Raw genomic sequence first — 25,792 nt, forward strand, 5'->3', positions numbered from 1 at the left:
ATGGCCGGACATCGGCCTGTGTCGCTGGCGTTGCGGGGACGTTAGCAAGTCCTTGCAATCAATGGAAGAGCTTGCAGGAACTCGCCGGCAACACGGCGGCACTAGAGTTGTCGCCATGCGTGCACGGATGGCCGACATCGCCCGTCAGGCCCAGGTCAGTGAGGCGACGGTCTCGCGTGTCATCAACGACCGCCCGGGGGTCTCCCACGAGACCCGCCAGGCGGTGCTCACCGCTCTCGACGTTCTCGGCTACGAGCGGCCGGAAAGGCTGCGCAAACGCAGCGCCGGCCTGGTCGGCCTGGTCGTGCCCGAGCTCGACAACCCGATCTTCCCGGCCTTCGCCCAGGTGATCGAGTCGACGCTGGCCCAGCAGGGCTACACGCCGGTGCTCTGCACCCAGTCGCCCGGCGGCGTCACCGAGGACGAATACGTCGAGATGCTGCTCGACCGTCAGGTCTCCGGCATCGTCTTCGTCTCCGGCCTGTCCGCCGACACCACCGCCGACCACGCCCGCTACCAGCGCCTGCTCGACCGGCCGCTGCCGATCGTGCTGGTCAACGGATACGCCGAGGGCATCGAGGCGCCGTTCGTCTCGTGCGACGACCGGCTCGCGGGCGACCTGGCCGTGACCCACCTGGTCGCGCTCGGCCACCGGCGGATCGGCATGATCTCCGGACCGCACCGCTTCATCTCGACCCAGCGCAAGCTGGCCGGCTATCGCCAGGCGCTCCAGCGCGAGCTGAAGGTGCCCGACTCGTCGATCGACGACTTCGTCTCGCTGACGCTGTTCGGCGTCGAGGGCGGCGAGGTGGCGGCCGACCGCCTGCTCGCGATGGGCGTGACCGGCCTGGTGTGCGGTTCCGACCTGATGGCGCTGGGCGCGATCCGGGCCGCCCGCCGCCGTGGCCTGTCGGTGCCGGGCGACGTGTCGGTGATCGGCTTCGACGACTCACCGCTGATCGCCTTCACCGACCCGCCCCTGACCACGCTGCGCCAGCCGGTCACGGCCATGGCGGTGGCGGCCGTCCGCTCGCTGATGGACGAGATCAACGGCCACGGCGCGCCCCACTCGGAATATCTGTTCCGCCCCGAGCTCGTGGTCCGCGACTCGACGGCGATCGCCCCGGCCCGCCGGGGCGTCCCGGCCGAGACACCCGCTGCCTGAAATTTCTTGCAGAGTCTGCGGATTCCGGTCCCCTGATTGTCCTAACTGGCCGCCCGTTCGATGTATGGGCCGGGTGTCCGCGCGCGGGCAGCATCGGTGCATGCCCCCGGAGGAAGAAGACACAGGGTCCACCGTCAAGCAACACTGGCAGCTGATCGTCGCCGTCCTGCTGCTGCTCGGATTCGGCGGCTTCGTGTTCCTGCTGGTCCGATCGGCCGACGGCAGCAGCGAGATCACGTGGCAGCGGCAGGTCTATCTGTTCGGCGCGGTCGAGGCGATGGTCTTCACGGCGGTCGGCTGGCTGTTCGGCCGCGAGGTGAGCCGGTCGGCCGTCGCGTCGGCCGAGAAGTCGGCGGCCAGCGCCACTTCGGACGCCGAGGCGGCCCGCGACGAGGCCCGGACGGCCCGCGAGGAGGCTAGGGAGCAGTCCGCCCGGGCCGTCGAGGAACGAACCCGGGCCGAGACGGCCGCCGCCGTGGTGGCCCACACCGTCCCGGCTGGTGCTGATTCGAGCGCTGGTTCCGGCGCCCGCTCCGATTCCGGCTCCCCGTCCGGTTCCGGCTCCCCCTCCGGTTCCGGTTTCGACTCCGGTTCCGGCTTCGACTCCCGCTCCGGTGAGGTGCGCTCTCGCGACGCGGGCTTCTCCCGTGACGCCGGTCCGTTGTTCGACGGCGGCCCACCGACGGGCGGCGGCTCGGCCCGGGATGGTGACGCGGCTGGGCGGCTCACCGTCGACCTGCACGGGTTGTTCCGCGAGCTCTACCCGCCGCGGTGAACGGCCTCTTCGGCGTCTGCGCGCAGGTGCGCGTGGGCGACGGCGAGCTCGGCAACGGCTTCTTCGTCGCGCCGGGCGTGCTGATCACCTGCGCTCACGTGGTGGGGCGGCGGGCTTCCTGCTCGGTCCGCTGGGACGGACGGGATCATCCGGCGACCGTACGCTGGCGACGGCCGTCCGCATCGCCGCCGGACGGCGAGTGGACGCCGCTGCCCGACGTGGCCCTTCTCGACGTCGAGATCGACGATCCGCATCCGTACGCCGATGTCGAACGCGCCGTTCCCCGGGACAGCAGCCTGGGCGGCGCCGTGCGGATCGCGGGCTATCAGGACGCCTTCGGCACGGGGCGGCCGATCCTCGTGCACGATCGCTATCCGGTCGAGGGCACCCCCTCGTACGACGGCCGGACCCTGGTCCAATTGGGCGAGAAGCCGATCGAAGCGGGAATGAGCGGCTCCCCCGCGATCAGCCTGCGCAGCGGCCGGGTGATCGGCCCGGTGAAGACGGCCCGGCTCACCGCGCGGGGAGCCACCGGCGGCTGGGTGGTGCCGTTGGCCGAGCTGCTGGCCGACGAGCCCGAACTGCTCGACCCGGTCCGCGGCGGCAGCCCCGCCTGGCGCCGCGAACGCCGAACCTGGCTGGTGCCCGGCCTGGACCGCTTGCTGATCCGCCCGGCCGCCCGCGAAACACCCGCCGCCACCTCCCACACCGCCGCGCCCGGAGACGCCGCCTCCCACACCGCCGCACCCAGCAACGCCACCTCCCCTAGCGCCACACCCAGCAACGCCGCCTCCCACACCGCCGCACCCGGCAGTGCCGCCTCCCGCGGCGCCGCGTCTGGGAGTGCCGCTGATCTTCTTCGGCCGGAGCGTGGGGTTGTGCCCTTCTCGGGGAGGGAGGCCGAGCTCGCCGAGCTGACCGCGTGGTGCGGGTCGCCCGAGCCCTTCGCGCTTCGGCTGGTCACCGGGCCGGGTGGGATCGGCAAGACCCGGCTCGCCCTTCGGCTGATCGAGGAGCAGCACGCCCGGGGATGGGTGGCCGGCTTTCTCAATCTCACCGACCGGGTCGATCCGGTCGGTGTCGCCGCCGAAGTCCGGGAGCTGGCCGCGGCGCTCGAAGCCATCGACGAGCCGGCGCTGGTGGTCGCCGACTACGGCGAGGACCATGAAGGGCTCGGCGCGCTGATCCGCCTGCTCGACGGCATCGTCGCCCGCGGGGGTGCGCCCGTCCGGCTGCTCGTGCTCGCCCGCGAGGCCGGTGGCTGGTGGATCCAGGCCGGACTGCGCCTGCCCGACCACCTGCGGTCCGCGATGGATCCCGCGCTCTGCCACATCGCCCTGGCCGGGGTGGGTGCGGCCGATCGGCGCGGCGAGTACGAGCGGGCGCGTGCCGCCTTCGCCGATGTTCACGGTGTCGTGGCCCGCGCTCGGGCTGCCCCGGGATTCGACGACGGCACCCCCGTGCTGCATCTGCACGCGGCCGCGCTCATCTCCGTCCTGGAGCCCGGCGAGGTGCCCGCGTCCGGTGTGGAGGCTGTCGACGCGGTGCTGCGGCATGAGGCCGTCTACTGGGACGCCGCCGCCGGCTCGGCGGGGTTGCGGATCGACGCCGGAGAGCAGCGGCGCGTGGTGGCGCTGATGACGCTGCTCGGTGCCCGCCACGAACGGCAGGCGGCCAAGACTCTTCGCAAGGTGCTCGGTGACCCGCGCGACGGTGTCGCCGCGTGGGCGGGTGGGCTCTACGCCGGGGACGGGGACGACTTCTGGGCGCCGCTGCGGCCCGATGTGCTCGGGGAACGGCTGGTGGCTCTGGTCTGCCGGGACGAGCCCGGGCTGGCGGAACGGGCCGTCGCCCACGCGGGGAAGCGCCGGGCCGGGCGGGCGCTGACCGTGCTGGCCCGGGCCGGGCAGCACTCGCCGGAGGCCGCCTCCACGCTGGTCGATGTGCTGGCCGGCGATCTGCGGCGGCTCGTGCCGTTGGCCGCGCGGCTGGCGCCGGCCGTGGGTGAGGAGCTCGGGAACGCCGCCGCCGAGGCCGCGACGCGGCTCGACGAGCTGGACGGCAAGACCCTCAAGGCGATCCTCGACTGCCTGCCCGACCACTTCGAGTGGGCGCTGAACCAGCTGTCGCTGGCGATCTTCGGTGCGATGATCGCCCTGGCCGAGGGTGGCGTCGTGACGCTGGACGACGGCGAGCTGGCCGCGATCCGGCTCGCGGCGGCCCGCTATCTGGTGGTCACCGGCGAGCACTCGACGGCCCTGGAACTCGTCGAGGAGGTCATCGCCTCGGCCGGCGCCGCCGACGTGATCGACGCGATGGTCGTCAAGGCCGAGATCGAGTTCGAGACCGGGCAGCCGGGCGCGGCGGGCGCCACCGCCCTCGCCGCGCTCGTCCTGCTGCGTGACTCGGACGATCTGAGCGACGAGACGATCGCCGGCACCTGCACGCAGCTGGGCATGCTCCTCATGGCCCAGGGGCAGCCGAACGAGGCCGCCGCCCTGCTGGAGGAGGCCTACCGGGCGCAACGGGCCATCGGAATGGACCCGGACACCGCGACCGCGGCGGCGCTGACCCTGGCCGCCCAGGCCATCAACGCGGCCATGACCGGCGCCGTCGAGCAGGCGCTGGCGCTGGCCGCCCGGGCCGTGGAGGCGGCCGCCCTCATCCCGGAGGGCAGCACCTATCGGCGGCTGGCCGAGGCACAGGCCTGGCACGTACGGCTGCTGGCGGCGTCCACGACACGGGACCCGGCCCGGGTGCTCCCGAACGCTCTGGCCGAGGCCGAGGAGCTGATCTCCGAGCTTCGCGACGCCCCCGCCGGCTATCTGCCCATGCAGGCGCTCTACGTGTCCACGCTGATCGCCGCGGTGGAGACGGCCTGCCGGATCGGCGCCCACGAGAAGGGCGGGCAATGGTGCGACGAGCTCTTCGAGGTCGTGGGCCGTGACGTGTGGCGGGAGTCCGCGAACGGGGCCAAGTTCCGGCGTACGGCCCATTTCTGCGCGGCCGAGGTGGCCCGTGGGCAGAACCGGCTCGACGACGCGGAGGCGCATCTGCGGACGGCGATCGCCAGTGTGCGGCCCGGCGAGGACACCGAGCCCGAGACGGCCCTTCAGGACGCCCGGATGTACTGGACGCTCGGTCAGGTCCTGGCCCAGCGCGGCAATTTCCGGGCCGCGGTGGTCGCCGGAACCGAGGCCCGGCAGCACATCGAGGCGGTGACGGACGAGCGACCGGCTCTGCGTCCCGGCTCCCAGCTGTCCACAATCCTCATCGAGCTGGCCGGCTGGCAGGACCAAATTCCCGACGCGAGGGCCGCCTACCGCACCTGGACCAAGGCCCTGGACGTCCTGAGCGGACCGGGGGCCGACCAGGGTGAGCGCCTCACCGCAATGGTCCGGGTCGCCAGCCTGGCCCAGGGTCGCTTCGACATGACCCGGGCCGGCGCGCTGGCCGAGGACGCGATGGCCCTTGGCCGGCGGCTGAACGGTGACCCGCCCGTCGACGCCCGCGTCGTCCTGGCCCAGCAGCTGATCCCGGTCGACCCCGCGCGCAGCCTCACCCTGCTGCACGGCCTCTCCGGACACGACCTGCGCCAGCGCACCATCGTCGCCGGCCTGCGCCTGGCCGCCGCCCACCTCACCGGCGACCGCGCGGCCATGACCGACGTGCTGATCCGCGATGCTGCCACCGGCCGGGAGTTCACAGAGCTGGGGCCACGCCCGATCACCCTCAGCTGGCAGTTGCGGCGCATAGCCCTGCGCTGCCGTCTGCTCGGGCACAAGAGCGTCGCCCTGCGCCTCGACAAACTGGCCGCCACGCTTCCGGCCGGCCCGCCCGAGGCGCTGCTCGATCACCTCAGCGCGCTGAACGTGGCCGGCTCGGCGGCGTTCCGCGACGGCCGAGGGTCGGAGGCGCTCGTCATCTACGGCGCCGGGCTCGAGCATGCTCCCGGCCCGGCCCGGCAAGCCGTCGACTCGGCCGAGTTCGAGGGGAAGGCCAGGACCGGCGAGACCGACTTGAGCATCCTCAACGTCCTGGCCCAGATCGCCGCCTTTCGCGCGCAGGTCCATCGCAGCCTTCACCATCACGGCCAAGTGGCGGCCGAGGATCTGGCGGTCGTTTTCACTCGCCGGGCCTGGGAGCAGCGGGGAAGATCGCAGGACGCCGGCCTTCACGTCGGTGGTCTCGCGCAGATCGCCCGCCGGTACGCCTTGTTCGGTGACCGGGAACGGGCTTGGTCGACATGGCGCGAGATCGCGGAGGCCCTTCCCACGGCGCCCGCCGACACGATCGCCGTCCACCTGGCCGTTCTGATCCGGCCGTTCGCCGACGCCCTGGAGCCCGAGCGCGCGGTGACCGCGTTGCGCGCCATCGACCCGGTGCTGCGCGCGGGCGGGCCGGCCATGACCGCGAACGTCGTCGACCTGCGCTTCGTGGAGGGAAGCGTCCTGCTGCGCGCGGGCCGAGCCGCCGAGGCGGTGCCGTGCCTGACCGAGGTGATCGACCTCGACTCCCGGTTGAGCGACCAGGATCGCGCGCTGCGCCGCGATCAGCTCGCCGAGGCCCGCCGGCTCCGGTCGCTAGCCACGGGCGCCGGTTAGACGGGCCACCGCCCGCTGCTTGAGGGCGAAACCCTGTTTGGCGGCGTCCCGGAGCCCGGCCACCAAAGGGGATCGGGAGCGGCGCGCCCACGGAACGGGTACCTCGACCGTGCCGTATTTCGCCTTGTACGCGTTGCCGCCGACGAAGTCGAACTCGGTGAGGCCGCGCGCGCGGGCCCAGCGCAGCGCGTGCCAGATGAGGGCCTCGTTGGGGCGGGACAACTGGTCGGCTCGGTAACTGGCGCCGCCCCAGAAATACATGGTGCGGTGGTGCCAGGGCAGGATCGCGGTGGCCGTGCAGCGGCCGCCGGCGTCGCGGGCGCGCAGGAGCAGCAGATTTCCCGACGGGCCGACGCAGGACATTAATGATCGGACACGGTCAATGGGATATGTGGGCACGAGATTCTGCTTGGCGAATACGTCGCGGAGCTGGTCGTAGAATTCGGCGGCGAATGACGGATCGCCGGCCGGCACCTCCTCGATGACGATGCCGGATTTCGCGGCCTTGCGGATATTGCGGCGGCAGGCGCTCGCCATCGCGGCGAACAGCTCGTCCTCGGACGGGGCCAGGGAGATCACCGCGGTCGGGGCCGTGTCCCACTGGAGGCCCAGGCCGGGCAGGTCGTCCACGGTCAGGTGGCGGTCGCGGATCTCCAGGTGGGCGCAGCCGAGATCGTCGAAGGCGAACGGCATGAGCGCCTCGAGGGCCGCACGCCGGGAGGCGCCGGGCCGCAGCAGGAAACCGGCGTACGAGGTGGTCCAGCCGGCCATCGGGCTGCCGAGGATGCGCAGGCCGAAGCGCCGGCTCATGAGGCCGGTGAAGTGGCCGACGGTCTCGTGGCCGTCCTCGGCCACGGCCAGCACCGGCGTGGCGCCCTGCGCCTCGGCCACGAAGCGCAGCCAGGGCCGGGTGTGAAAGATCAGGCGGTCGTCGTAGGTGGCCCGGTCGGCCCAGAGCGCGGCCGTCGGCTCCACCAGTCGCCATCGCAGCATGGAAATCACCATGCGCATGGGTTCATTGACAAATCAAGGCCGTGAAGGATTCTCACGTTCTTGATGACAAATGCTACTGACGCCCTCCGACGGCCATTTGGGAAGGTCGAGTCATTCCCGGTCAGCGATCATTTACGGGAGGGTCCGATGCAGACGCCGACCACCATCCGACGGCGCCTGAACGAGCTGGAACTGCGCCGCCGGCTGCGGGCGAGGCCCCGGCTCCAGGGCCGGATCCTCGCGCCGGCCGGCCTGTTCAAACGGCTGCCGGACACGGCCGGGCTGTACTTCCCCTTCTACCACGACGTTCCGGCCGAGTTCGCCGGCGACCTGCGCCGCCACCTGCGCGCCTTCCGGCGCCGCGGCCCCATGGTGAGCTGGGACGACGCGCTCGAGATCCTGGCCGGGCGAAGGGCGCTGGACGGCCCGGTCTTCTGCCTCTCCTTCGACGACGGCCACCCGAGCTGGCTCGACGTCGTGGTGCCGGTTCTCGCCGAGGAGAAGACGCCGGCCACGTTCTTCCTCACCACCGGCCTGGTCGGCCGGCCCGGCAACCTCACCTGGTCCTGCTGCCGGGCCATCGCGGCCGCCGGCTTCGCCTTCGGCTCGCACACCGTCACCCACCATCGGCTCGCCGACCAGAGCGGGACCGAGGTCGTACGCGAACTGACCGCCTCCAAACGCGAGATCGAGGACGAGCTGGCCGTGGAGGTGCGGGACTTCGCCGCGCCGTACGGGAACCCGGCCGTCGACTACGGCGAGCGCGAGGTGACAGCGGCGCGCGAGGCCGGATATCGGAGCTTCGCCTCCACCCTGCGCCCGGCCATGCGCCCGGGCGGTCCCGTGATGGGCATCCACCGGCAGGGACTGCACCCGGCGTGGCCGCTGTGGGCCGTGAGGACGCGGGTCCATGCCTGACACGCGCATCTACCTCTCCCCGCCCGACGTCGGCGACGTGGAGCGCAAGCTGCTGCTGGAGGCGTTCGACTCCAACTGGGTGGCGCCGGTCGGCCCCGATCTGGACGCGTTCGAGGCCCAGGTGGCCGAGCTCGTCGGCGTACGTCACGCGGTCGCCCTCAGCAGCGGCACCGCCGCCCTGCACCTCGCGCTGGTCGCGGCCGGGGTCCGGCACGGCGACACGGTGCTGGTGCCCTCGTTCACCTTCGCCGCCACCGCCAACGCGGTGATGTATCTCGGCGCCCGCCCGGTCTTCATCGACAGCACCGCCGAGAGCTGGAACGTCGACCCGGCGCTGGTCGTCGAGGAGCTGCGCCGCCGCTGCGCCAAGGGAAAGCCGCCACGGGCGGTGATCGCGGTCGACATGTACGGGCAGTGCGCCGACTACGCTCCACTGCTCGACGCGTGCGACCGCTACGGCGTGGCGCTCATCGAGGACGCGGCGGAGGCGCTCGGGGCCTCGTACCAGCGGAAGCCGGCCGGGTCCTTCGGGCTGGCCGGGATCCTCTCGTTCAACGGCAACAAAATCATCACCACCGGCGGGGGCGGCATGCTCGTCACCGACGACGACCGGACGGCCGCCCGCACAAGGCATCTGGCCACCCAGGCCCGCGAACCGCTGCCGTACTACGAGCACCGCGCGGTCGGCTACAACTACCGCCTCAGCAACCTGCTCGCCGCGGTCGGCCGGGGCCAGCTCCAGCGCCTCGGCGCGATGATCGCCGCCCGCCGCGAGACCGGCCGCTACTACCGCGCCGCCCTCGGCGACCTGCCCGGGCTGAGCTTCATGCCGATCGCCGGATACGGCGAGTCGAACTGGTGGCTCACCTGCCTGCTGGTCGACGCCGAGCGGTTCGGCGCGAGCCGCGACCGGATCCTCGACCGGCTGGCCGCGCACGACATCGAGGCCCGGCCGACGTGGAAGCCGATGCATCTCCAGCCGGTCTTCTCCGACTGCGTGACCCGCGGCGGCGAGGTCAGCGCCGGGCTGTTCCGCCGCGGGCTGTGCCTGCCGAGCGGGTCGGCGCTCACCGAGCACGACCGGGAGCGCGTCGTGGACGTCGTCCGCGCGGTAGCGGCCGAGCAGAAGGGGTGAGCGCGGGGTGCGCATCGTCTACATCCACCAGTACTACTGCAATCCGCGGATGGCCGGCGGCATCCGCTCCTACGAGCAGGCCCGGCGGCTCGTTGCCCGCGGGCACGAGGTCCACGTCATCACGACGGACATCACCGGCGTCTCGAAGTCCCTGGGCTGGCGGCACACGACCGACGACGGCATCAACGTGCACTGGTTCGCCATTCCCTACAACAACGAGATGTCGTACGGCCGGAGAATCTGGGCCTTCGCGGAGTTCATGGTGCTGGCGGCGGCGAAGGCCACCTTCCTCGGAGCGGACCTGGTCTTCGCGACCAGCACGCCGCTCACCGTCGCGGTACCCGGTGTGCTCGCCGCCAAGGTGCGCCGGGTGCCGTTCGTCTTCGAGGTGCGCGACCTGTGGCCGGAGGTGCCGATCGAGATGGGCGCGCTGCGCAATCCGGTGACCCGGCGGCTCGCCGGAGCCCTGGCCAATTTCGCCTATCGCAACGCGCGCGAGGTGGTGGCCCTGTCGCCGGGGATGGCGGCCGGTATCACGGCGCGGCGGCCGTCCACGCGCACGACGGTCATCCCGAACGCGGCCGATCTCTCCCTCTTCGAGGTCGACGAGCTGGCGGTGAAGAAGTTCCGTGCGGAGCACCGGTGGCTCGGGGACCGGCCGCTGATCGTCTACACCGGAGCGCTGGGCGCCGTGAACGGTGTGTCGTATCTCGTCGAGGCGGCCCGAAGGATGGACCCGTCGATCCAGGTGCTGATCGTCGGGCACGGCCGCGAGTGGGAGTCGACCCGGTCGCTGGCCGCCGGCCACGGGCTCCTGGACGTCTCGGTGCACATGTGGGAGAGGGTGCCGAAGGCCGATCTGCCGGTCATTCTGGGTGCGGCGACGCTCTCGACCAGTTTCGTACGTCCGATCCCCGCCCTCTGGGACAACTCGGCCAACAAGTTCTTCGACGCCCTGGCCGCGGGACGGCCGATCGCCATCAACTACGGCGGATGGCAGGCCGATCTGTTGCGCACGACCGGGGCCGGTCTCGTGCTGGATCCGGTGGACACGGCCTCGGCGGCGGCGACTCTCGAAGCGCACTGCCGGGATGAGGCGTGGCTTTCCCGGGCGCGCGAGGCGGCGTACACCCTGGCGGTCGAAAGGTTCTCCCGCGAGAAGCTCTTCGAGCGGTTCGAGGCCGTGCTCGACCGAGCGGCGGCCTAGCGTGGAACTCCGCGAATACGCGAGGGCGTGCCGGCGCGGCTGGGTCTGGATCGTCGTGCCGGTGCTGCTGGCGGCCGGGCTGGCCGCCACCTTGACGTTGAGCCGGCCGCCCGCGTACCGGTCGTCGATGGTGTTGTACGTGACCACCGGGGCGGACGACGCCGACACCGGGGCGAGCCGGCTCAACTCCTACATCGCGCTGCTGACCGGGCCGAGGGTGGCGCAAGGCGTGGTGGACAAGGTCGGACCGGGGCTGACGGTCAAAGGGGTCACCGAGAACCTGACGGCCCAGGTCGAGGAGGGCACGGACCTGCTGGTGGTGACGGCCACCGATCCGTCGGCCGAGCGGAGCCGGGCCATCGTGCGCACGGCCACGGCGGAGCTGATGGCGCTGGTGCGAAGGCTGGGCCCGGCGCCGGCGGTGTCGATCGCCCAGGAGGCGGTGACGACGAGGGAACCGGACGGCCTCGTCCGCAACGTCGGCTTCTCGGCCGTGCTCGGCCTCCTGATCGGCGCGATCGTGGTGGCGGTCCGCGAGGCGACCCGCAAGAAGGTGAGCGAGGAGGACGACCTGCGCCGCCTCGGCATCGGCACGGTCGGGGTGATAGCGATCGGCAGCCGCTACGGCCGCACCGCGAAGCCGGACGAGGAGCTCGCCGAGGCGTTCCGGAAACTGCGCAGCCTGCTGCCGGCGCTGGACGGGGGAACCTCGCTGCTGCTGACGGGGGCCAACCGCAAGGAGGGTACGACCGCGGTGGCGTGCGGCCTGGCGATAGCGATGGCCGAGACGGGCGCGAGGGTGCTGCTGGTCGACGCGAACCTGCGCTCGCCCGGGGTGGGCCGCTATCTGTCGCTGGAGCCGGGTCCGGGCCTGGCCGAGGTGCTGGCGGGCACGGCGACGGTGCCGGAGGTGTTGCACAACCCGCTGGACGGCCGCCTGACGGTCTTGCCGCCGGGCACCAGCGCGCCGGATCCGGGCGAGGCGCTGGCGTCGCCGAGGCTGGGGGCGACGATGGACGAGTTGAGCCGCCGCTTCGACGTGGTGCTGGTGGACGCGCCGCCGTTGAACGGCACGGCGGACGCCACGGTGCTGAGCAAGGTGACGGACGGCGCCCTGCTGGTGGTGCGGGCCAACCGGACGCGGACGACCGAGGTGCAGCGCTCGGCCGACCTGCTGGAGAGGGTGGGCGCACACCTGGTCGGGGCGGTCCTGAACGCTCTGCCTCGCCGCCTGCCGACGGGCGCGATCCGTCATCGGCCGCCGCAAGTGCCGGCCGACAGTCCCAGCCTGATCCAGACCCTGGTGGGCGGCCCGTCCGACGACGAGGAGACGTCGGTGGGCCTGATCCCGGCCTATCCGGCCACGGTGCAGGGCCGGGCCCGCGCTCCCCAGCCGGCCGATGCGGAGGAGTCGATCTCCACCTCTCCGGCCATCCCGGCGGGCATTCCTCCCTTCGTTCCCACGGTCGTCCGCGCGACCGCCCATGTGTCCACTCCCAGCGCCGACCCCGAGCCCGACGCCGCGCCGGAGGGTGACGGCCCGCTGATCGCGCGCGGAACAGCCCATGTTCGAGAGTCCGCGCCGCCCGACGAATCCGACACGGGCGACTCGCGGGGCGGCGGCGATGATCAGCCGGGGCCTGGAGCGGGCGATAAGACGACCGCAAGGCCTGATGAAGGGGCCTGCGGCGCGGAAAACGCCAACGCTGTGGGTGAGGCGGCGGAAGACATGGGCGGCGTCGAGGGCGACGGCGCTCGGGACGACGACACGGACCGCGACGACAACCGGGCCGGCGAGGGTGGCGGTGGGCGGGCCGTGGGTGAGGCGGGGCGCCGGGATGAGTGAGCTGGCGGAGCGGCCCACGGTGGCGGTGGAGACTGCCGCCCGCAGGCGTGTGGGCTGGCTCCGGGGGCAGCTCCGCGAGCCGTACATCAAGCTCTTCGCCTCTCAGCTTCTCGTGGGCGGGGTGGCCCTGGTGGCCAACGTGCTCATGGTTCGGGCGCTCACGCCGTCGGATCGTGGTGAAGTGGCGCTGCTGCTTCAAGTGGTCTATCTGTCCACGCAGGTTCTGCTGCTGGGGACCGAGCGGAGCTTCGTGGCCGCCTATCACGACACCACTCCGGCGGCCGGGGTCCGGGCCTATGGGCGGCTGCTCGCCGTTCCCGGTGGCATCGGGCTTGCCGCGGCGGTCGGCTTCGCCGTTGTGGCGCCCAGCGCGCTCGATCCGGGTGCAGCCGTCGTCGCGCTCATCGCGGCCTACGCGCTCGTGGAGACCTGCGGACTCGCCATCCGGTCGATCGCCATCGCGGCCGGGCGGGTGACCGACTTTCTCGTGCTCCGGGTCGTCGAGGCGGTGCTTCTGCTTTCGCTTCTGGTGATGTTCTCCGTGAGCGGGGTCGCCCGGCCCGAAGTCTGGATCCTGGGTTATCTGGTCGCCGGGATCATCCCCACCGGGACCTATCTGCTGCTCTGGCTTCGTGGCGCGCCGGGGCCCCGGCTCGACCAGAACCGGCTGGTGCGGCGGGAAGGCATCGCGCTCTTCCCGGCCGCTCTGTCGAACATGGCGATGCTCCGGGTCGACCGGCTCGCTCTGCCGGCCATCGCATCCACGTCGGCTCTGGGGCTCTACGCCAGTGTGTCGACGATGACCGAGTTGCTGGCCTGGCCGGTGCGGGCCTACGCCGACTCCCGGCTCGGGCGGTGGCGGGTGGCGCACCGGGAGGGGACGCTGCGGAGCCGGCCCCTGGTGCTGGCGGCGAGCCTCTACTGCCTGGTGGTGGCGCCGATCGCCGCGGCCGGGCTGTTCCTGCTCATCGTTCCGGTGTTCGGGGAGGCGTACGCGCCGGCCAAGGGCATCGTGGTGCCGCTCGTCGCGGCGGCCGGGCTCTACGCGGTCTCGCGGGTCAGCCTGGGTCTGCTCATCGCGAAGGGGCGGGGCGGGCTGGTCTCGGCCGCCGAGATCACCGGGTTCGGCGTGAGCTTCGCCGGCTATCTGCTGCTGATTCCGCCGTTCGGCATCGTGGGGGCCGCCTACGGGTCGCTCGCCGGATACGGCGCCTGCCTGCTGTTCGCCCTGGTCGCCAACCGCCGGGAGCCCTCGTGACCTGGGTCTGGCATCCTCGCGTGCTCCTCGCCCCGGGCCTGGTGCTCGTCCTGGTGGCCATCGGCGGGCGGTACACCCTGGACCGGGCCGGATTCACCGATCTCGCATGGGTCGATCTGCGGGTCATCGGGCTCGCGGTGGGGCTGGTGGCGCTCACCGTCGACGTCGCGCGGCGGCCACGCGGGGAACAGAGAACAGCCCGGCGAGAGGGATGGCTCGTCGTGGCCACCCTGTTCTTCGTCTTTCAGATCGCTTCGGGACTGTGGGCGCCGGAGGCGGCCCGGGTCGGGCCGCAGACGCTCGATCTGGCGCTGATGGCGGCGCTCGTTCTGGCTTTCTATCTGTACGCCACGGGCGATCCGGACGCGGTCATCCGCACGGCCTTCGTGCTCTTCTACGTCGCCGCGATCCTGTTCGCCCTGGCCGCGCTCGCGGCCGGGCCGGGCGAGCAGGGGCGCTACTCGGCGTTCGGCGGCGGGCCCAACGTCTTCGTCCGCATCCAGCTGCTCGGGGTCATCAGCGCGATCGCCCTGACCATGCTCAGCGGGCGCCGGCTGCCGCTGGTCGCCGTTCCGCTCTTCCTGCTGACGGCCGTGCTGTCCGGCTCGCGGGCCGGGCTGCTGGCCGGGATCGTGGTCGGGGCGGCGGCGCTGTGGAAGATCCGGGGACGGCTGAGGGCGGGCGTGGTGGTGGCGGTCGCCGGGGCGCTCGCGGTCGTCGCGGGTGTGATCGGGCTGCTCGCGCCGCCCGCGTTCACCAGCCTGTTCCAGGAGCGGTTCGTCGAGCAGACCGTGCAGGAGCGTTATCTGTCCGACCGCACCGACATCTGGGGCGCGGCCTGGCGGCTGGCCGTGGAGCATCCGGTCGCGGGCACTGGGCTGGACGGCTTCTACGGCACCGTGGGCGTCAACCAGCGGGTCGAATATCCGCACAACTACGTGCTCGGCGTCGCGGCCGAGGGCGGGCTCATCGGGATCGGGTTGCTCGCGGCGGCGGTACTGCTGTGGGCGGCGACGGTGCGCGGCGGCGGGTTGCGGCCGCGGCTGACCGGGCTCGCCGTGGCGGCGGCCGTGCTGGTCGCCCTGTGCAGCCTCTTCTCCGGCGACTACTACGACGCCCGGCTGTTCTGGCTCTTCGCAGCCCTGGCCGCCGCGGCCGCGGTGACACCGGTCCGGGCCGGGGCCGGGACGAGACAGGCGGCGCCGCTATGAGAATGACTCGCCGGGCCGCGCTTCTGCTGGCCGCCGGATCGATGACCGCCGCGTGCGGCCCGGCCGGACCTGAGGACGTACCCCCCATGCCGGAACCGATTCCCGAGAGCCCCGCCACGGACGTCGCCGTGAAGCCCGTCTCGCACTGGGCGGCCGTCTTCGCGAGGGGCTGGGATTTCCAGTACGCCACCAGCCTGCCCCAGAGCCGGTCGAGGGACAGCTGGGACCACTACAACCTCTCCTACTCGCTCGACGCCCTCGTCGCGATGTTCCGGGCCACCCGCGAACGCCGCTACCTCGACCGCGCCCTCGAGTTCGCCGAGAACGTCATGGCCGCCGCCGTTCCGTCGAAATCCATTCCGGACAGTCACTTCAAGGACGGCTACCTCGGATGGCCCTCGTCGATGAACGGCGAGGACGGTGACGAGATCCCGCTCTACGAGAGCTACTTCTGGCGCTACGCCACCGGGCTGCTCGTCGCCATGCGGGAGTCGGCGATGGTGATGAACGACCGCGGCTACAAGGCCCGGTTCGACCGGCTGCTGACCTTCGCCGCCACCAACGTGTTCGCCAAGTGGCACGACCGCGGGGCCGACGACTACATCTACCGCGAGCGCACCCACATGGCCGCGCACTGGGCGCTGATCGCCCTGCACCTCGACGTGCTCACGCCGGACACCCGCTATCACGCCGTCCGTGGCGAGATCGACCGCCGGCTGCGCGACCAGATGCGGCGCAGCCCGGTCGAGCCGACCGCGTACTTCTGGAGTGACGTGTGGGGTTCGGCGAAACGGCCCGGGCAGGACGTCGGTCACGGGAACGGCGTCATGGCGTACGTCATCGAAGCGCGCGACCGCGGCAGCGCCTGGACCGCCGCCGACGTCGCGGCCTTCTCGGCCGTGCTGACCGTGATCTGGCCCGGCGGCCGCGACTACCGGGCCTATGTGGACGGCAGCGGCACCGACAACGGCTGGCTGGCCGACGGCTTCGTGAAGCTGGGCCGCTCGCGCCCGGCCGTCCAGCGGCGGCTGGAGGAACACCAGGTGGTGAACGACCAGTTCGCCGCCAACATGGCGCTCAACGCCCGGATCCTGCAACCCGAGGGGATGACCAGATGACTGTCACCGCGCACGCCGCACTGCTCGACCCGGGAGCCCGGGAGTGGAAGGAGGCTCTCCAGCGGACCGGCCACGACATCTATCACCTGCCCGACTACGTGAGCCTCGACGCGAGCCTGTGCGGCGGCCGCCCGGTGGCACTCTGGTACGAGGACGCGGGCCGGCACGCGTTACTGCCACTGATCGTGCGGGAGATACCGGGCACGGACCGGCACGACGCCATGTCCCCGTACGGCTACCCGGGCCCCGTCGGCAGCGCCATGCCCGGCGACCGCCCGTTCTGGGAACGGGCCTGCGCCTCGATGGTGGCCACGATGCGCGAGGCGGGGCTGGTGAGCGCCTTCGTACGGATGCACCCGCTCGTGCCGTCGCCCCCGCTGCCCGTGCTGGCCGAGTTCGGGACGCTGGTGCGTCATGGCGAGACGGTGTCGATGGACCTGACGGTCAGCGTCGAGGAGATGTGGCGGCAGACCCGGGCCGACCACCGCAACCACATCAACCGGGCGCGCCGGGCCGGCACCCGGGTGCTCTTCGACGACTGGGAGCGGCTGGCCGAGTGGGTCGCCGTCTACCACGACAACATGCGGCGGGTCGGGGCGCAGCCGTACTACTTCTTCACCTACGAGCATCTGTCCGCCCTGCACGACGCGATCGGCGAACGAATGCACCTGGCCGTCGCCCTGGAGGGCGACGAGGTGGTCGGTGGCAACACCTTCTTCGAGTACGACGGGATCGCCACCGGATATGTCTCCTCGACCCGCCGGGCCAGACACCGGTACGCCGACGAGCTGCTCTACGACGAGGTGCGCCGCTGGTGCCGGCAACGCGGGGACACGGCGTTCCACCTCGGTGGCGGGCGCGGGGGCCGCAGCGACTCGCTCTTCTCGTACAAGGCCGGGTTCTCGCCGCGGCGACACGCGTTCCACACCTGGCGTGTCATCGCGGACTCGCAGGCGTACCTCCAATTGGTCCGGGATCTGAAGCCGGGCGCCGATCCGGCCGACGTGGCCGGGACGTTCCCGCCCTACCGCTAGGAGGCCACCATGCGCATCACCTGCGTCGGCGGCGGCCCCGCCGGCCTCTACTTCGCGGTGCTGGCCAAGCTGGCCGACCCGGGCCATCGGATCACCGTGCTCGAGCGCAACCCGGCCGGCGTCACCTACGGCTGGGGCGTCGTGTTCTGGGACGACCTGCTCGACGACCTGTTCCGCTACGACCCGGTCAGCGCGCGGCGGATCTGGGAGGCCGCCTACAAGTGGGACGAGTACGAGGTCCGCTGCACCGGCAAGGACGTCACCCACCTTCCCGGATACGGATATAGCCTCGGCCGGCACCGGCTGCTCGACATCCTGTCCGAGCGCGCGGCCGAGCTCGGCGTCGACGTCCGCTATCAGACCGAGTCGGCCGGCCGGCCCGTGCTGCCACCGGCCGACCTGGTGGTGGCCTGCGACGGCGCCGGCAGCCGCCTGCGCGACCAGGCCGCCGAACACTTCGGCGCCGAGGTCGAGACCGGCCGCAACAAGTACATCTGGCTCGGCACCCCGCGCGTCTTCCGCACCTTCACGTTCGGCTTCGAGCGCACCCACGCCGGCTGGATCTGGTACCACGCCTACCCGTTCTCCCGCGACGCGAGCACCTTCATCGTCGAGTGCACGCCCGAGACGTGGTCGGCGCTCCAGTTCGACCGCCTCGACGCGACGGCCGGATGCACGCGCCTGGAGAACATCTTCGCCAAGCACCTGGCCGGCCAGCCGCTCGTCGACCACCGGGCGACGTCCGGCGGCACGGGCTGGATGAGCTTCCGCCGCGTCACCAACCGCCGCTGGGACCACGGCGTGGTCGCCCTGCTCGGCGACGCCGCCCACACGACACACTTCGCCATCGGCTCCGGCACGAAGCTGGCCATGCAGGACGCGATGGCCCTGTCCGACGCGCTCGCGGCCGACGACTCGCTGCCGGCCGCCCTGGAGCGCTACGAGCACCGCCGCCGCTCGGCGCTGGCCCCGCTGCAACGGGCCGCCCTGGCCAGCAGCACCTGGTTCGAGCGGATGCCGTCCTACGCCGACCTGCCGGCCAAGCAGTTCTCGTACGCGCTCTCCAACCGTCGCGGCGACTATCCACTGTGGCGATACGTTCTGCACGTGACGACACAGACCGCGGTCACCCGGGCCATGCTGCGGGGCGCCCTGTCGGCGCGCCGGCGGCATCGCGCCCGGCGCCGCCTTTCCGAGAGGGGCACCTATGGCTGAAGCCGCGATACTGAAGCCGGACGACCGAGCGTGGGCCGACACGCTCTCCCGGGTCCGGCACGACGTCTATCACCTGCCCGAGTACGTGCGGCTCGACGCCGGGTTGTCGGAGACCCGGCCGATCGCTTTCCGGTACGCCGAGGCCGACCGGGTTCTCCTGCTGCCGCTGCTGCTCCGCCGGGTGCCGGACACCGACCTGCACGACGCCGTCTCGCCGTACGGATATCCGGGACCGGTGTCCTCCCTGGAGTCCTCCGAGAAGGCATGGCAAGCGTTTCAAGACCTCTTGTGTACGCATGGAGTGGTGACCGCCTTCGTCCGGCTGCATCCGCTGCTGCCGGTGCCGATGGCGCCGCTGGCCGAGGCGGGAACGCTGGTCCGCCACGGGGAGACGGTCTCGATCGACCTGACGCTGAGCGCCGCGGAGATCTGGAGCCAGACCCACCGGAGCCACCGCAACCAGATCAACAAGGCCCGCCGGGCCGGCGTCACCGTGGTCTTCGACGACTGGTCGCGCTACGACGAGTGGATCGCCACCTACCACGCGACGATGCGCCGGGTCGGCGCGAGCGACTTCTACTTCTTCACCCGCGACTACTTCGAGGCGTTGCGGTCCACATTGGAGAAAAAGGCGCATCTGGCGGTGGCGCTCTCGACCGACGGCGAGGTCCTCGGCGGCAACCTCTTCTTCTCGTACGGCGGCATCATGCACACCCATCTGCAATCGACCCGGGACGGCGAGATCTGGCACGCCGACAAGCTGCTCTACGACGAGGTGCGCACGTGGGGCCGCCTGCACGGCAACACCGTCTACCACCTGGGCGGCGGCGTGGGCGGGGCTGCCGACTCACTGTTCCGGTACAAGGCGGCCTTCGCCGACGGCCGCCAGGACTTCCACACCTGGCGCGTCATCACCGACCAGCAGGCGTACGAGAAACTGGCCGGCCCACCGACCCCGGAGGCGATGGAGGGCCACTTCCCGCCCTACCGCTGACCTTCCCGATCGAACACCGTGGGCAGAGTGGCCCGGACGCTGGTCATCATCGCGAAGTCGGGTTGGGCGGCGACCAGAGCCGCCCACTCGTCCGGCCGGATCGGCGTGTCCCGGTCCCCCGAGCTGATGAAACGGCGCCGCAAAGCGAACGCGTCGCGCTCCCGTTGCCAGTCCAGAACCTCTTCGCCGTTCCACCCGTACACCGCGGAGTCGTCGCCGGTGACCCAGGCGTCGAGCCGCTCGCCCAGCTCGACCATGCGGCGCACGAAATACGGCTCCGGGTGCTTGATGCTGAGCCGGCCCTGCCAGAAGAACAGCCAATGCTCGGAATCGCCGACGACGTGGCCGACATCCGGCCGCCCCGACGCGCCGGGCACGAAACTCAGATCGGGCTCGGCGCCCACCAGCGCCTCGACCTCGGCGCCGAGAATGGGGAAGCGCTCGCTCTCGGCCCAGTCGAACGCGCGGGTGATATGCAGCTCATAGCCCATGAGGAGGCATTATGACGTACGAGATCCGCCCGATCGGCGTTGTGGAATCGCCTTTGACCGACCCCGCGAGCGCACCGAAACAGGGCGCCGAAGGCGGTCCCGAAGCCTGGCTGGTGTTCGAGCCGGGGGTGGCCGAGGGACTTCGTGATCTCGCGGCCGGGGACGAGGTGGTCGTCCTCACCTGGCTGCACCTGGCCGACCGGGGCATGCTCGTCGTCCACCCGCGCGACGACCCCCGCAACCCGTTGACCGGGGTGTTCAGCACGCGGTCGGCCGACCGGCCCAACCCGGTCGGGCTGCATCAGGTGCGGGTGATCACGGTCGAGGGCCTCCGCGTGAAGGTGGCCGGCCTGGAAGCCGTCGACGGCACACCGATCATCGACGTCAAGCCCGTCCTCCGGCTTCCGACTTCCTAAAAAGTGTTGCATAATCGGAAGCGGAGGGAGGTCACCATGACGGTTGCTGCCGAAGAGACTCGCGTGATCCACCTGTTCCAGCGGGTCGAACGGCTCGAGGCGGTGGCCGAGGCCGACAACATCCGGGATGAGCAGCGGCGCGAGATCCTCGACGCTACTCATCAGGCCATCCAGGAGTGCGAGCCGGTCAGGGTCACCATCGCGGCCCGCCTTCTCAAACTCAGCCGGAAGACCGTCGAAGCGTGGGCGAGGGAAGGTCTTCTGACGACAGCCGCCGGCGAGCACAAGCGCCTGGTACTGGACCCGGAACGCCTGCATGCAGTGCTTCATCTCGTACGAGATCTGCGGAAACAGGGCCGCGACCGCAACCTCGTCGAGGCCGTGTGGTACCGCCTCAGTGACCAAGCGTTGATCGAGCGCGAGGATCTCACAGAGAGTGTCGAGCAGGTGAAGCGAGGCGAAGGGCGAGTCGTCCGATCGGGTGACTCCGTGGAATGACAATGGAAGTCACTCGGCTGGTGGATCGAGCACGCACTCTTCGGCGGGGGCGTCGATAGCTTCTCGGATGGTCGACAGCACCTGGACCAGACGGTGAAGGTCGGACTGGTCGCAGCGGTGGTCGACCGGGAGGGTGAGCATTCGGGAAGCCCACGTGGCGGTCTGCTTGTCGTGGCTTCGGAAAGTGGTCTGGCGCCAATGGACCGGGGCGTAGATGTGATGCTGGGCCAAGTGGTGCTGCAAGGCGTCGCGCGTCGGCTCGGAGCGGCACACCAGCTGGAGGCGGAACGGTGTGGGGCCCGGGGGCAGGAGCCGCCAGTCGGGAGTTTCCGCCGGGAGCAGACTGGCCAGGGTCTGTGTCTGCGAAGTGCTTCGCCTCCTCAGGCCGGCTATGTCCAGCAAGGGCAGGGCGGCCGTCGTTGTCGCGCACGGTGGGCCGCTGCTGCACCGCAGGGCCTGCTCGCCCTGCTGTTGCAGGGGGCGGAAAGCATCCCGGGGCACGCCCGCGGCTTTCAGGAGCATCGCGGCCAGTTTGAGGTCGCTGCCGGGGCATGGTGGGCCTTCGGCGGTCGGGAGGCGGCGGCCCGTCGGGGACCAGAGCAGGCCCCCGTCGGGCAGGGGCAGGGTTTTCCGGAGGGAGGCCACGGCGTAGGCGGCGGTGCTGTGGCGGGGCCACGAGCCGAACGGGTCGTGGGAGTGGTCCTCGATGACGATGACGCCGGGGTGGGCCTCGATCCAGGTCTGCCACGCGGCGCCGGTCTCGCGGGCGAACAGGTTCTGGGCCAGGACCACGTCGCCGTTGGTGGCCGTCAGCGTGTCCAAGGCGAGGTTGTCGGGGACGTGGCGGTACCAGGCGATGGGCACCTCCGCGGCCAGGGACTCGGCCACGCCCGTGCAGAAGTACGACGGGACGAACAGCCGGCCCCGCGGGCGTAACAAGCGCAGCAGGGCGTGCAGGGCGCCGCAGGCGGTGGCGAAGAGGGAACGGCGTGCGGGCATCCAGGACGGCAGGCCGTCGCCGCCCAGGAAGGCCGGGTCCCAGTGGAACTCGGAGCCGATGTCAGGCGGCACGGTCGATGTTCAGGTGGTCGACGTGGACCGGCGGCTCGCCGCGGTTCAGGGACGTGAAGGTGCGCCACAGGATGCGCAGGTCCAGCGCCGGGGAGCGGTTGTCGACGTACCAGCGGTCCAGGATGAAGCGCTGCGGCCAGTCGATGTCGTCGCGGCCGTTCACCTGGGCCCAGCCGGTGATGCCGGGCTTGACCTCTAGGCGGCGGGCGTCCAGGGCGGAATAGTGCGCCACCTGGGGCAGGACGTCGGGGCGGGGACCGACCAGCAGCATCTCGCCGCGGACCACGTTGAGCAGCTGGGGCAGCTCGTCCAGGCTGGTGCGGCGCAGGAAGCGGCCGCAGCGGGTGATCCGGGGGTCGTTCTCGATCAGGCCGTACGGGTCGGCCATGCCCAGCGACGACGACATGGCCACCGAGTCGTGGACCATCGAGCGGAACTTCAGCATCCGGAACGGCACGCCGCCCCGGCCGGCGCGCTCCTGCACGAAGAGCACTCCCCGGCCGTCGGAGACGCGGATCCAGATGCCCACGACGAGGATCAGGGGCAGCAGTAGCAGTAACGCCGTGAAAGCCACGACTCGGTTGAGGAAGTCCCACATCACAGTGCCTCCACGGTCGGTCCGGTCAGGCAGTGCCGGGTGTCGAGCACGTACGCGGCGTGCGCGGCCACCAGGCTCAGGTCGAAGTCGGAGTGGTCGGCCAGCAGGACGACGGCGTCGGCGAGGGCGACCTGCTCGGCGGTGGCGGCGACCCGGACCACGCGCGGGTCGATGTGCGTGTCCTCGACCACGTGCGGGTCGGCCGCGCACACGTCGGCGCCCATCGACAGCAGCAGGGAGGCGACGCGACGGGCCGGCGACTCGCGGGCGTCGCCGCTGTCGCGCTTGTAGGCCAGGCCGAGCAGGAGCACGCGCGAGCCGTTCACCGGTTTGCGGCGGTCGTTGAGGGCCGCGACCAGGCGGCGTACGACGTAGTCAGGCATGTGGTTGTTGATGTCGTTGGCCAGCTCGACGAAGCGGAAGCTCTGCCCGAGCGTGCGCTGCACCCGCCACGAGAGGTAGGACGGGTCGATCGGCAGGCAGTGCCCGCCGACGCCGGGTCCGGGGGTGAAGCGCATGAAACCGAACGGCTTGCTCGACGCGGCGTCGATCGCCTCCCACACGTCGATGCCGAGCTCGTGCGCGAAGACCGCCAGCTCGTTGACGAGGGCGATGTTGACGTGCCGGAACGTGTTCTCCAGCAGCTTGGCCAGCTCGGCCGCCTTGCAGTCGGAGACCGGCACGGTGCGCTCGACGATCGTGCCGTAGAAGGCCTGGATCCGTTGCAGGCACTCGGCATTGATGCCCGAGACGACCTTCGGGGTGACCGCCAGGTGCCATTCCCGGTTTCCCGGATCGATCCGCTCGGGACTGTAGCCGAGGAAGAAGTCGGTGCCGGCGATCAGGCCGGAGCCCTCCTCCAGGATCGGCGCGACCAGATCGGAGGTGGTGCCCGGATAGGTCGTCGACTCCAGCGCCACCGTGGCGCCCGGCCGCAGATAGCGGGCCAAGGTCCGAGCGGATTCCTTGATGTACGTCAGATCGGGCGTCCCCTCGCGCAAAGGCGTCGGCACCGCGATGACGGCGACGTCGAAACCCGCGCAGGACCGCGGATCGGAGGACGGGCAGTACCGGGAGTCGAGCAGCTCCCGCAGCTCGTCCGAGGAGACGTCGTCGACGTACGACTCCCCGGCGGCCAGCCGTTTGACGCGCTCCTCGTCGACGTCGTAGCCGACGACCGTGTGCCCGGCCCGGGCCGCCTGGACCGCGAGCGGGAGACCGACATATCCCTGACCGGCGACGACGACCCTCATGCGATGGGCTCCTTGACGAAGGCGGGGCTGTTCGAGAGCCAGCGCAGGACCGCCACGAGGTCGTGCCGGGGCGCGGCCGGGTCGAGCAGCGACAGCACCGAGCCGTCCAGCGGCGGCACCGGCACCTGCGAGATGAGCGGGTGGTGCGGGCGGTTGTCGGGCTCGCCCACGCCGAACAAGCTCTCTTCGAGCTTCTCGCCCGGGCGCAGTCCGGTGTAGACGATGGCCACGTGCCGCTCGGCCGCGTCGGCCAGGCGCTTGGCCACGTCGGCGATGCGGACCGGCTCGCCCATGTCGAGCACGAGCACCTCGCCGGGGCTCTTCAGCGCGCCGGCCTGGATGACGAGCCGTACGGCCTCCTGGACCGTCATGAAGTAGCGGGTGACGTCCGGGTCGGTGACCGTGATCGGGCCGCCCGCCTCGACCTGGGCCGCGAACGCGGTCAGGACCGAGCCCCGGCTGCCCAGCACGTTGCCGAAGCGCACCGAGGAGAAGGCGGCGGCCGCGGTGAGCCGCTCGGTGATGCGCTTGGAGTAGCCGAGCACGCTGACCGGGTCGGCCGCCTTGTCGGTGGAGATGTTGACGAGCCGCTCGACGCCGTGGCGCAGCGCGGTCTGCAAAACCTGATAGGTGCCGACGATGTTCGTCTTGAGCGCCTCGGACGGGTGCATCTCCAACAGCGGGAGGTGTTTGAGGGCGGCCGCGTGGAAGACCACGTGCGGCCGGTGCTCGGCGAAGACCTCGTCGAGGCGCTCGGCGTCGCGGATGTCGGCCACCACCAGGTTGCGGTCGTCGAGAAGGCCCCGGCCGTCCAGCGAGAGCTGCACGGCGTGCAGGCCGGACTCGTCGCGGTCGAGCATCACGAGCCGGTCCGGGTGGAAGCGGGCGACCTGGCGGCACAGCTCGGAGCCGATCGAGCCGCCGGCCCCGGTGACCAGCACCCGGCGGCCGGCGAGATAGCCGGCCACGGCGGCCAGGTCGATACCGATCTCGCGGCGGCCGAGCAGGTCGGCGTGGGTGACCGGGCGGATGTCGTCGACGCTGACCGTGCGGCCGAACAGCTCCACCACCGGCGGGACGACTTTCACGTCGACGTTCATCGGGGCGGCGGCGTCGGTGAGCTCGCGGATCAGCTCGGCGCGAGCGCTGGGAATGGCGATGAGCACGCAGTGCGCGCCGTAGCGGCGGACCACCTCGGCCAGCGCGCGCCGGGGGCCGGCCACCGGCACCCCCATGATCTGCAGGGTGCGCTTGGCCGGGTCGTCGTCGAGCAGGGCGACCGGCACGTACGGGCTGGAGGGGCTGCGCAGCATCGACCGGACGGCCTGGGCGCCGCCCTCCCCCGCGCCCATCACCACCACCCGCACGCCGTGTTCGGGTGAGGGCCGCAGTCGCTGGTCCCGCAGCAGGCGTACGGCGTAGCGCACCCCGGCCGCCAGCACGAGCGCGATCAGCCCGGCGCCGATGATGGCCGAGCGGGGCACGAGCCGGCCGAGCAGCGTGTCGAGGACGAACAGGACCGGCGTGGTGACCGCGAGGGTCTTGGCCACCGCGGCGATCTCCTCGAAGCAGCCGTACTGCCAGCGTCCCGTGTAGAGGCCCGACCAGGAGCCGGCGACGGCCAGCACGACGGCGGCGACCGCGGACAGGACGGCCAGGCCGGTCAGGTCGACCTCGGCCAGGTCGCCGTCGTGCCGCAGCAGGGTGGCGATCAGCAGTGCCAGCGCCAGCGCGGCGGCGTCGGCTCCGGCCCGCGCGGCCCGGCCGGGAAGGACACCGGCCCGGGCCCGGCGGCTGGGGTCGTCGGTGACCTCGCGCGCCGTGGTCACTACCATGGATTCCTCCCGGAAATAGCGCGGGGAATGCGCTTTCAAAGGCTCCCAGTCGCTTTCTCACGGCCACAGTGGCAATTGTCACGAGCGACGCGAGAATCTCTCGCATTGCGCATTACATGGCCCTGAGCTGCGGTTATGGCGTACAAGGAACATGAAA

At 71.5% G+C, this 25,792-nt stretch carries 21 protein-coding genes; 15 read left to right on the forward strand and 6 right to left on the reverse strand.

From position 1 onward, the window contains the following. The first annotated feature begins 115 nt into the window (after window positions 1-115). The 3 genes from ACQP2X_RS36545 (at window position 116) to ACQP2X_RS36555 (ending at window position 6,544) form a co-directional block, all read left to right on the forward strand. Complete coding sequence (locus ACQP2X_RS36545) at window positions 116-1,165, forward strand: LacI family DNA-binding transcriptional regulator (protein ID WP_498689772.1); 1,050 nt, start codon at window positions 116-118, stop codon at window positions 1,163-1,165. A gap of 100 nt (window positions 1,166-1,265) precedes the next feature. Then, complete coding sequence (locus ACQP2X_RS36550; RefSeq protein WP_498689774.1) at window positions 1,266-1,940, forward strand: hypothetical protein; 675 nt, start codon at window positions 1,266-1,268, stop codon at window positions 1,938-1,940. Then, window positions 1,937-6,544 (forward strand): trypsin-like peptidase domain-containing protein, encoded by a 4,608-nt coding sequence (locus tag ACQP2X_RS36555; protein WP_498689776.1) that lies wholly within the window; start codon window positions 1,937-1,939, stop codon window positions 6,542-6,544. The genes ACQP2X_RS36550 and ACQP2X_RS36555 overlap by 4 nt, the downstream gene beginning before the upstream one ends. Here ACQP2X_RS36555 and ACQP2X_RS36560 read toward each other — a convergent pair. Continuing rightward, window positions 6,524-7,555, reverse strand: coding sequence for a GNAT family N-acetyltransferase (locus ACQP2X_RS36560; RefSeq protein ID WP_498689777.1), 1,032 nt, complete (start codon window positions 7,553-7,555; stop codon window positions 6,524-6,526). The two genes, ACQP2X_RS36555 and ACQP2X_RS36560, sit on opposite strands and share 21 nt — an antisense overlap. Before the next feature lie 129 nt (window positions 7,556-7,684). Between ACQP2X_RS36560 and ACQP2X_RS36565 the strand changes: the two genes are divergently transcribed. The 10 genes from ACQP2X_RS36565 (at window position 7,685) to ACQP2X_RS36610 (ending at window position 19,473) form a co-directional block, all read left to right on the forward strand. Then, window positions 7,685-8,455, forward strand: coding sequence for a polysaccharide deacetylase family protein (locus ACQP2X_RS36565; protein ID WP_498689778.1), 771 nt, complete (start codon window positions 7,685-7,687; stop codon window positions 8,453-8,455). After that, window positions 8,448-9,590 carry an aminotransferase class I/II-fold pyridoxal phosphate-dependent enzyme gene (locus ACQP2X_RS36570; RefSeq protein ID WP_498689780.1) on the forward strand — a complete coding sequence of 381 codons (1,143 nt, stop codon included), beginning with the start codon at window positions 8,448-8,450 and terminating at the stop codon, window positions 9,588-9,590. The genes ACQP2X_RS36565 and ACQP2X_RS36570 overlap by 8 nt, the downstream gene beginning before the upstream one ends. Before the next feature lie 7 nt (window positions 9,591-9,597). Next, entirely contained in the window at window positions 9,598-10,797 is a 1,200-nt protein-coding gene (locus ACQP2X_RS36575; RefSeq protein WP_498689782.1) for a glycosyltransferase family 4 protein, read from the forward strand. A 1-nt stretch (window position 10,798) separates the two neighbouring features. Continuing rightward, complete coding sequence (locus tag ACQP2X_RS36580) at window positions 10,799-12,643, forward strand: tyrosine-protein kinase domain-containing protein (protein WP_498689784.1); 1,845 nt, start codon at window positions 10,799-10,801, stop codon at window positions 12,641-12,643. Continuing rightward, on the forward strand, window positions 12,636-13,901 hold the full coding sequence (locus ACQP2X_RS36585) for a lipopolysaccharide biosynthesis protein (RefSeq protein ID WP_498689787.1): 1,266 nt from the start codon (window positions 12,636-12,638) through the stop codon (window positions 13,899-13,901). Before ACQP2X_RS36580 ends, ACQP2X_RS36585 begins: the two co-directional genes overlap by 8 nt. Continuing rightward, the gene (locus ACQP2X_RS36590) at window positions 13,898-15,112 is read left to right on the forward strand and encodes an O-antigen ligase family protein (RefSeq protein ID WP_498689789.1); all 1,215 of its coding nucleotides are present in this window, start codon (window positions 13,898-13,900) and stop codon (window positions 15,110-15,112) included. Before ACQP2X_RS36585 ends, ACQP2X_RS36590 begins: the two co-directional genes overlap by 4 nt. A gap of 86 nt (window positions 15,113-15,198) precedes the next feature. Continuing rightward, the gene (locus ACQP2X_RS36595) at window positions 15,199-16,230 is read left to right on the forward strand and encodes a hypothetical protein (protein ID WP_498689791.1); all 1,032 of its coding nucleotides are present in this window, start codon (window positions 15,199-15,201) and stop codon (window positions 16,228-16,230) included. Further along, the gene (locus tag ACQP2X_RS36600; protein ID WP_498689792.1) at window positions 16,227-17,264 is read left to right on the forward strand and encodes a GNAT family N-acetyltransferase; all 1,038 of its coding nucleotides are present in this window, start codon (window positions 16,227-16,229) and stop codon (window positions 17,262-17,264) included. Before ACQP2X_RS36595 ends, ACQP2X_RS36600 begins: the two co-directional genes overlap by 4 nt. Window positions 17,265-17,273: 9 nt before the next feature. Beyond that, window positions 17,274-18,479 (forward strand): FAD-dependent monooxygenase, encoded by a 1,206-nt coding sequence (locus tag ACQP2X_RS36605; RefSeq protein ID WP_498689794.1) that lies wholly within the window; start codon window positions 17,274-17,276, stop codon window positions 18,477-18,479. Further along, complete coding sequence (locus ACQP2X_RS36610; protein ID WP_498689795.1) at window positions 18,472-19,473, forward strand: GNAT family N-acetyltransferase; 1,002 nt, start codon at window positions 18,472-18,474, stop codon at window positions 19,471-19,473. The genes ACQP2X_RS36605 and ACQP2X_RS36610 overlap by 8 nt, the downstream gene beginning before the upstream one ends. On the opposite strand, the gene ACQP2X_RS36615 is transcribed toward ACQP2X_RS36610, so the two are convergent. After that, a complete protein-coding gene (locus ACQP2X_RS36615) occupies window positions 19,464-19,964 on the reverse strand; it encodes a hypothetical protein (RefSeq protein WP_498689797.1) in 501 nt (166 codons plus the stop codon). The genes ACQP2X_RS36610 and ACQP2X_RS36615 overlap by 10 nt on opposite strands. Window positions 19,965-19,975: 11 nt before the next feature. Between ACQP2X_RS36615 and tsaA the strand changes: the two genes are divergently transcribed. Then, window positions 19,976-20,380, forward strand: a complete 405-nt coding sequence (gene tsaA / locus ACQP2X_RS36620; protein WP_498689799.1) for a tRNA (N6-threonylcarbamoyladenosine(37)-N6)-methyltransferase TrmO — start codon at window positions 19,976-19,978, stop codon at window positions 20,378-20,380. A 36-nt stretch (window positions 20,381-20,416) separates the two neighbouring features. After that, a complete protein-coding gene (locus ACQP2X_RS36625) occupies window positions 20,417-20,878 on the forward strand; it encodes a hypothetical protein (protein WP_498689800.1) in 462 nt (153 codons plus the stop codon). A 9-nt stretch (window positions 20,879-20,887) separates the two neighbouring features. On the opposite strand, the gene ACQP2X_RS36630 is transcribed toward ACQP2X_RS36625, so the two are convergent. From ACQP2X_RS36630 to ACQP2X_RS36645, 4 genes are read right to left on the reverse strand one after another with little or no spacing between them, the layout of a single operon-like run. Further along, complete coding sequence (locus ACQP2X_RS36630; RefSeq protein WP_498689802.1) at window positions 20,888-21,949, reverse strand: hypothetical protein; 1,062 nt, start codon at window positions 21,947-21,949, stop codon at window positions 20,888-20,890. Further along, entirely contained in the window at window positions 21,939-22,547 is a 609-nt protein-coding gene (locus ACQP2X_RS36635; protein WP_498701124.1) for a sugar transferase, read from the reverse strand. The genes ACQP2X_RS36630 and ACQP2X_RS36635 overlap by 11 nt, the downstream gene beginning before the upstream one ends. Beyond that, on the reverse strand, window positions 22,547-23,800 hold the full coding sequence (locus tag ACQP2X_RS36640) for a nucleotide sugar dehydrogenase (RefSeq protein WP_498689804.1): 1,254 nt from the start codon (window positions 23,798-23,800) through the stop codon (window positions 22,547-22,549). The genes ACQP2X_RS36635 and ACQP2X_RS36640 overlap by 1 nt, the downstream gene beginning before the upstream one ends. Continuing rightward, entirely contained in the window at window positions 23,797-25,635 is a 1,839-nt protein-coding gene (locus tag ACQP2X_RS36645; protein ID WP_498689806.1) for a polysaccharide biosynthesis protein, read from the reverse strand. Before ACQP2X_RS36645 ends, ACQP2X_RS36640 begins: the two co-directional genes overlap by 4 nt. Between the last annotated feature and the right edge of the window lie 157 nt (window positions 25,636-25,792).

This window comes from Actinoplanes sp. CA-131856 (assembly GCF_050956135.1).
In the GTDB taxonomy this organism is placed as follows: Bacteria; Actinomycetota; Actinomycetes; order Mycobacteriales; family Micromonosporaceae; genus Actinoplanes.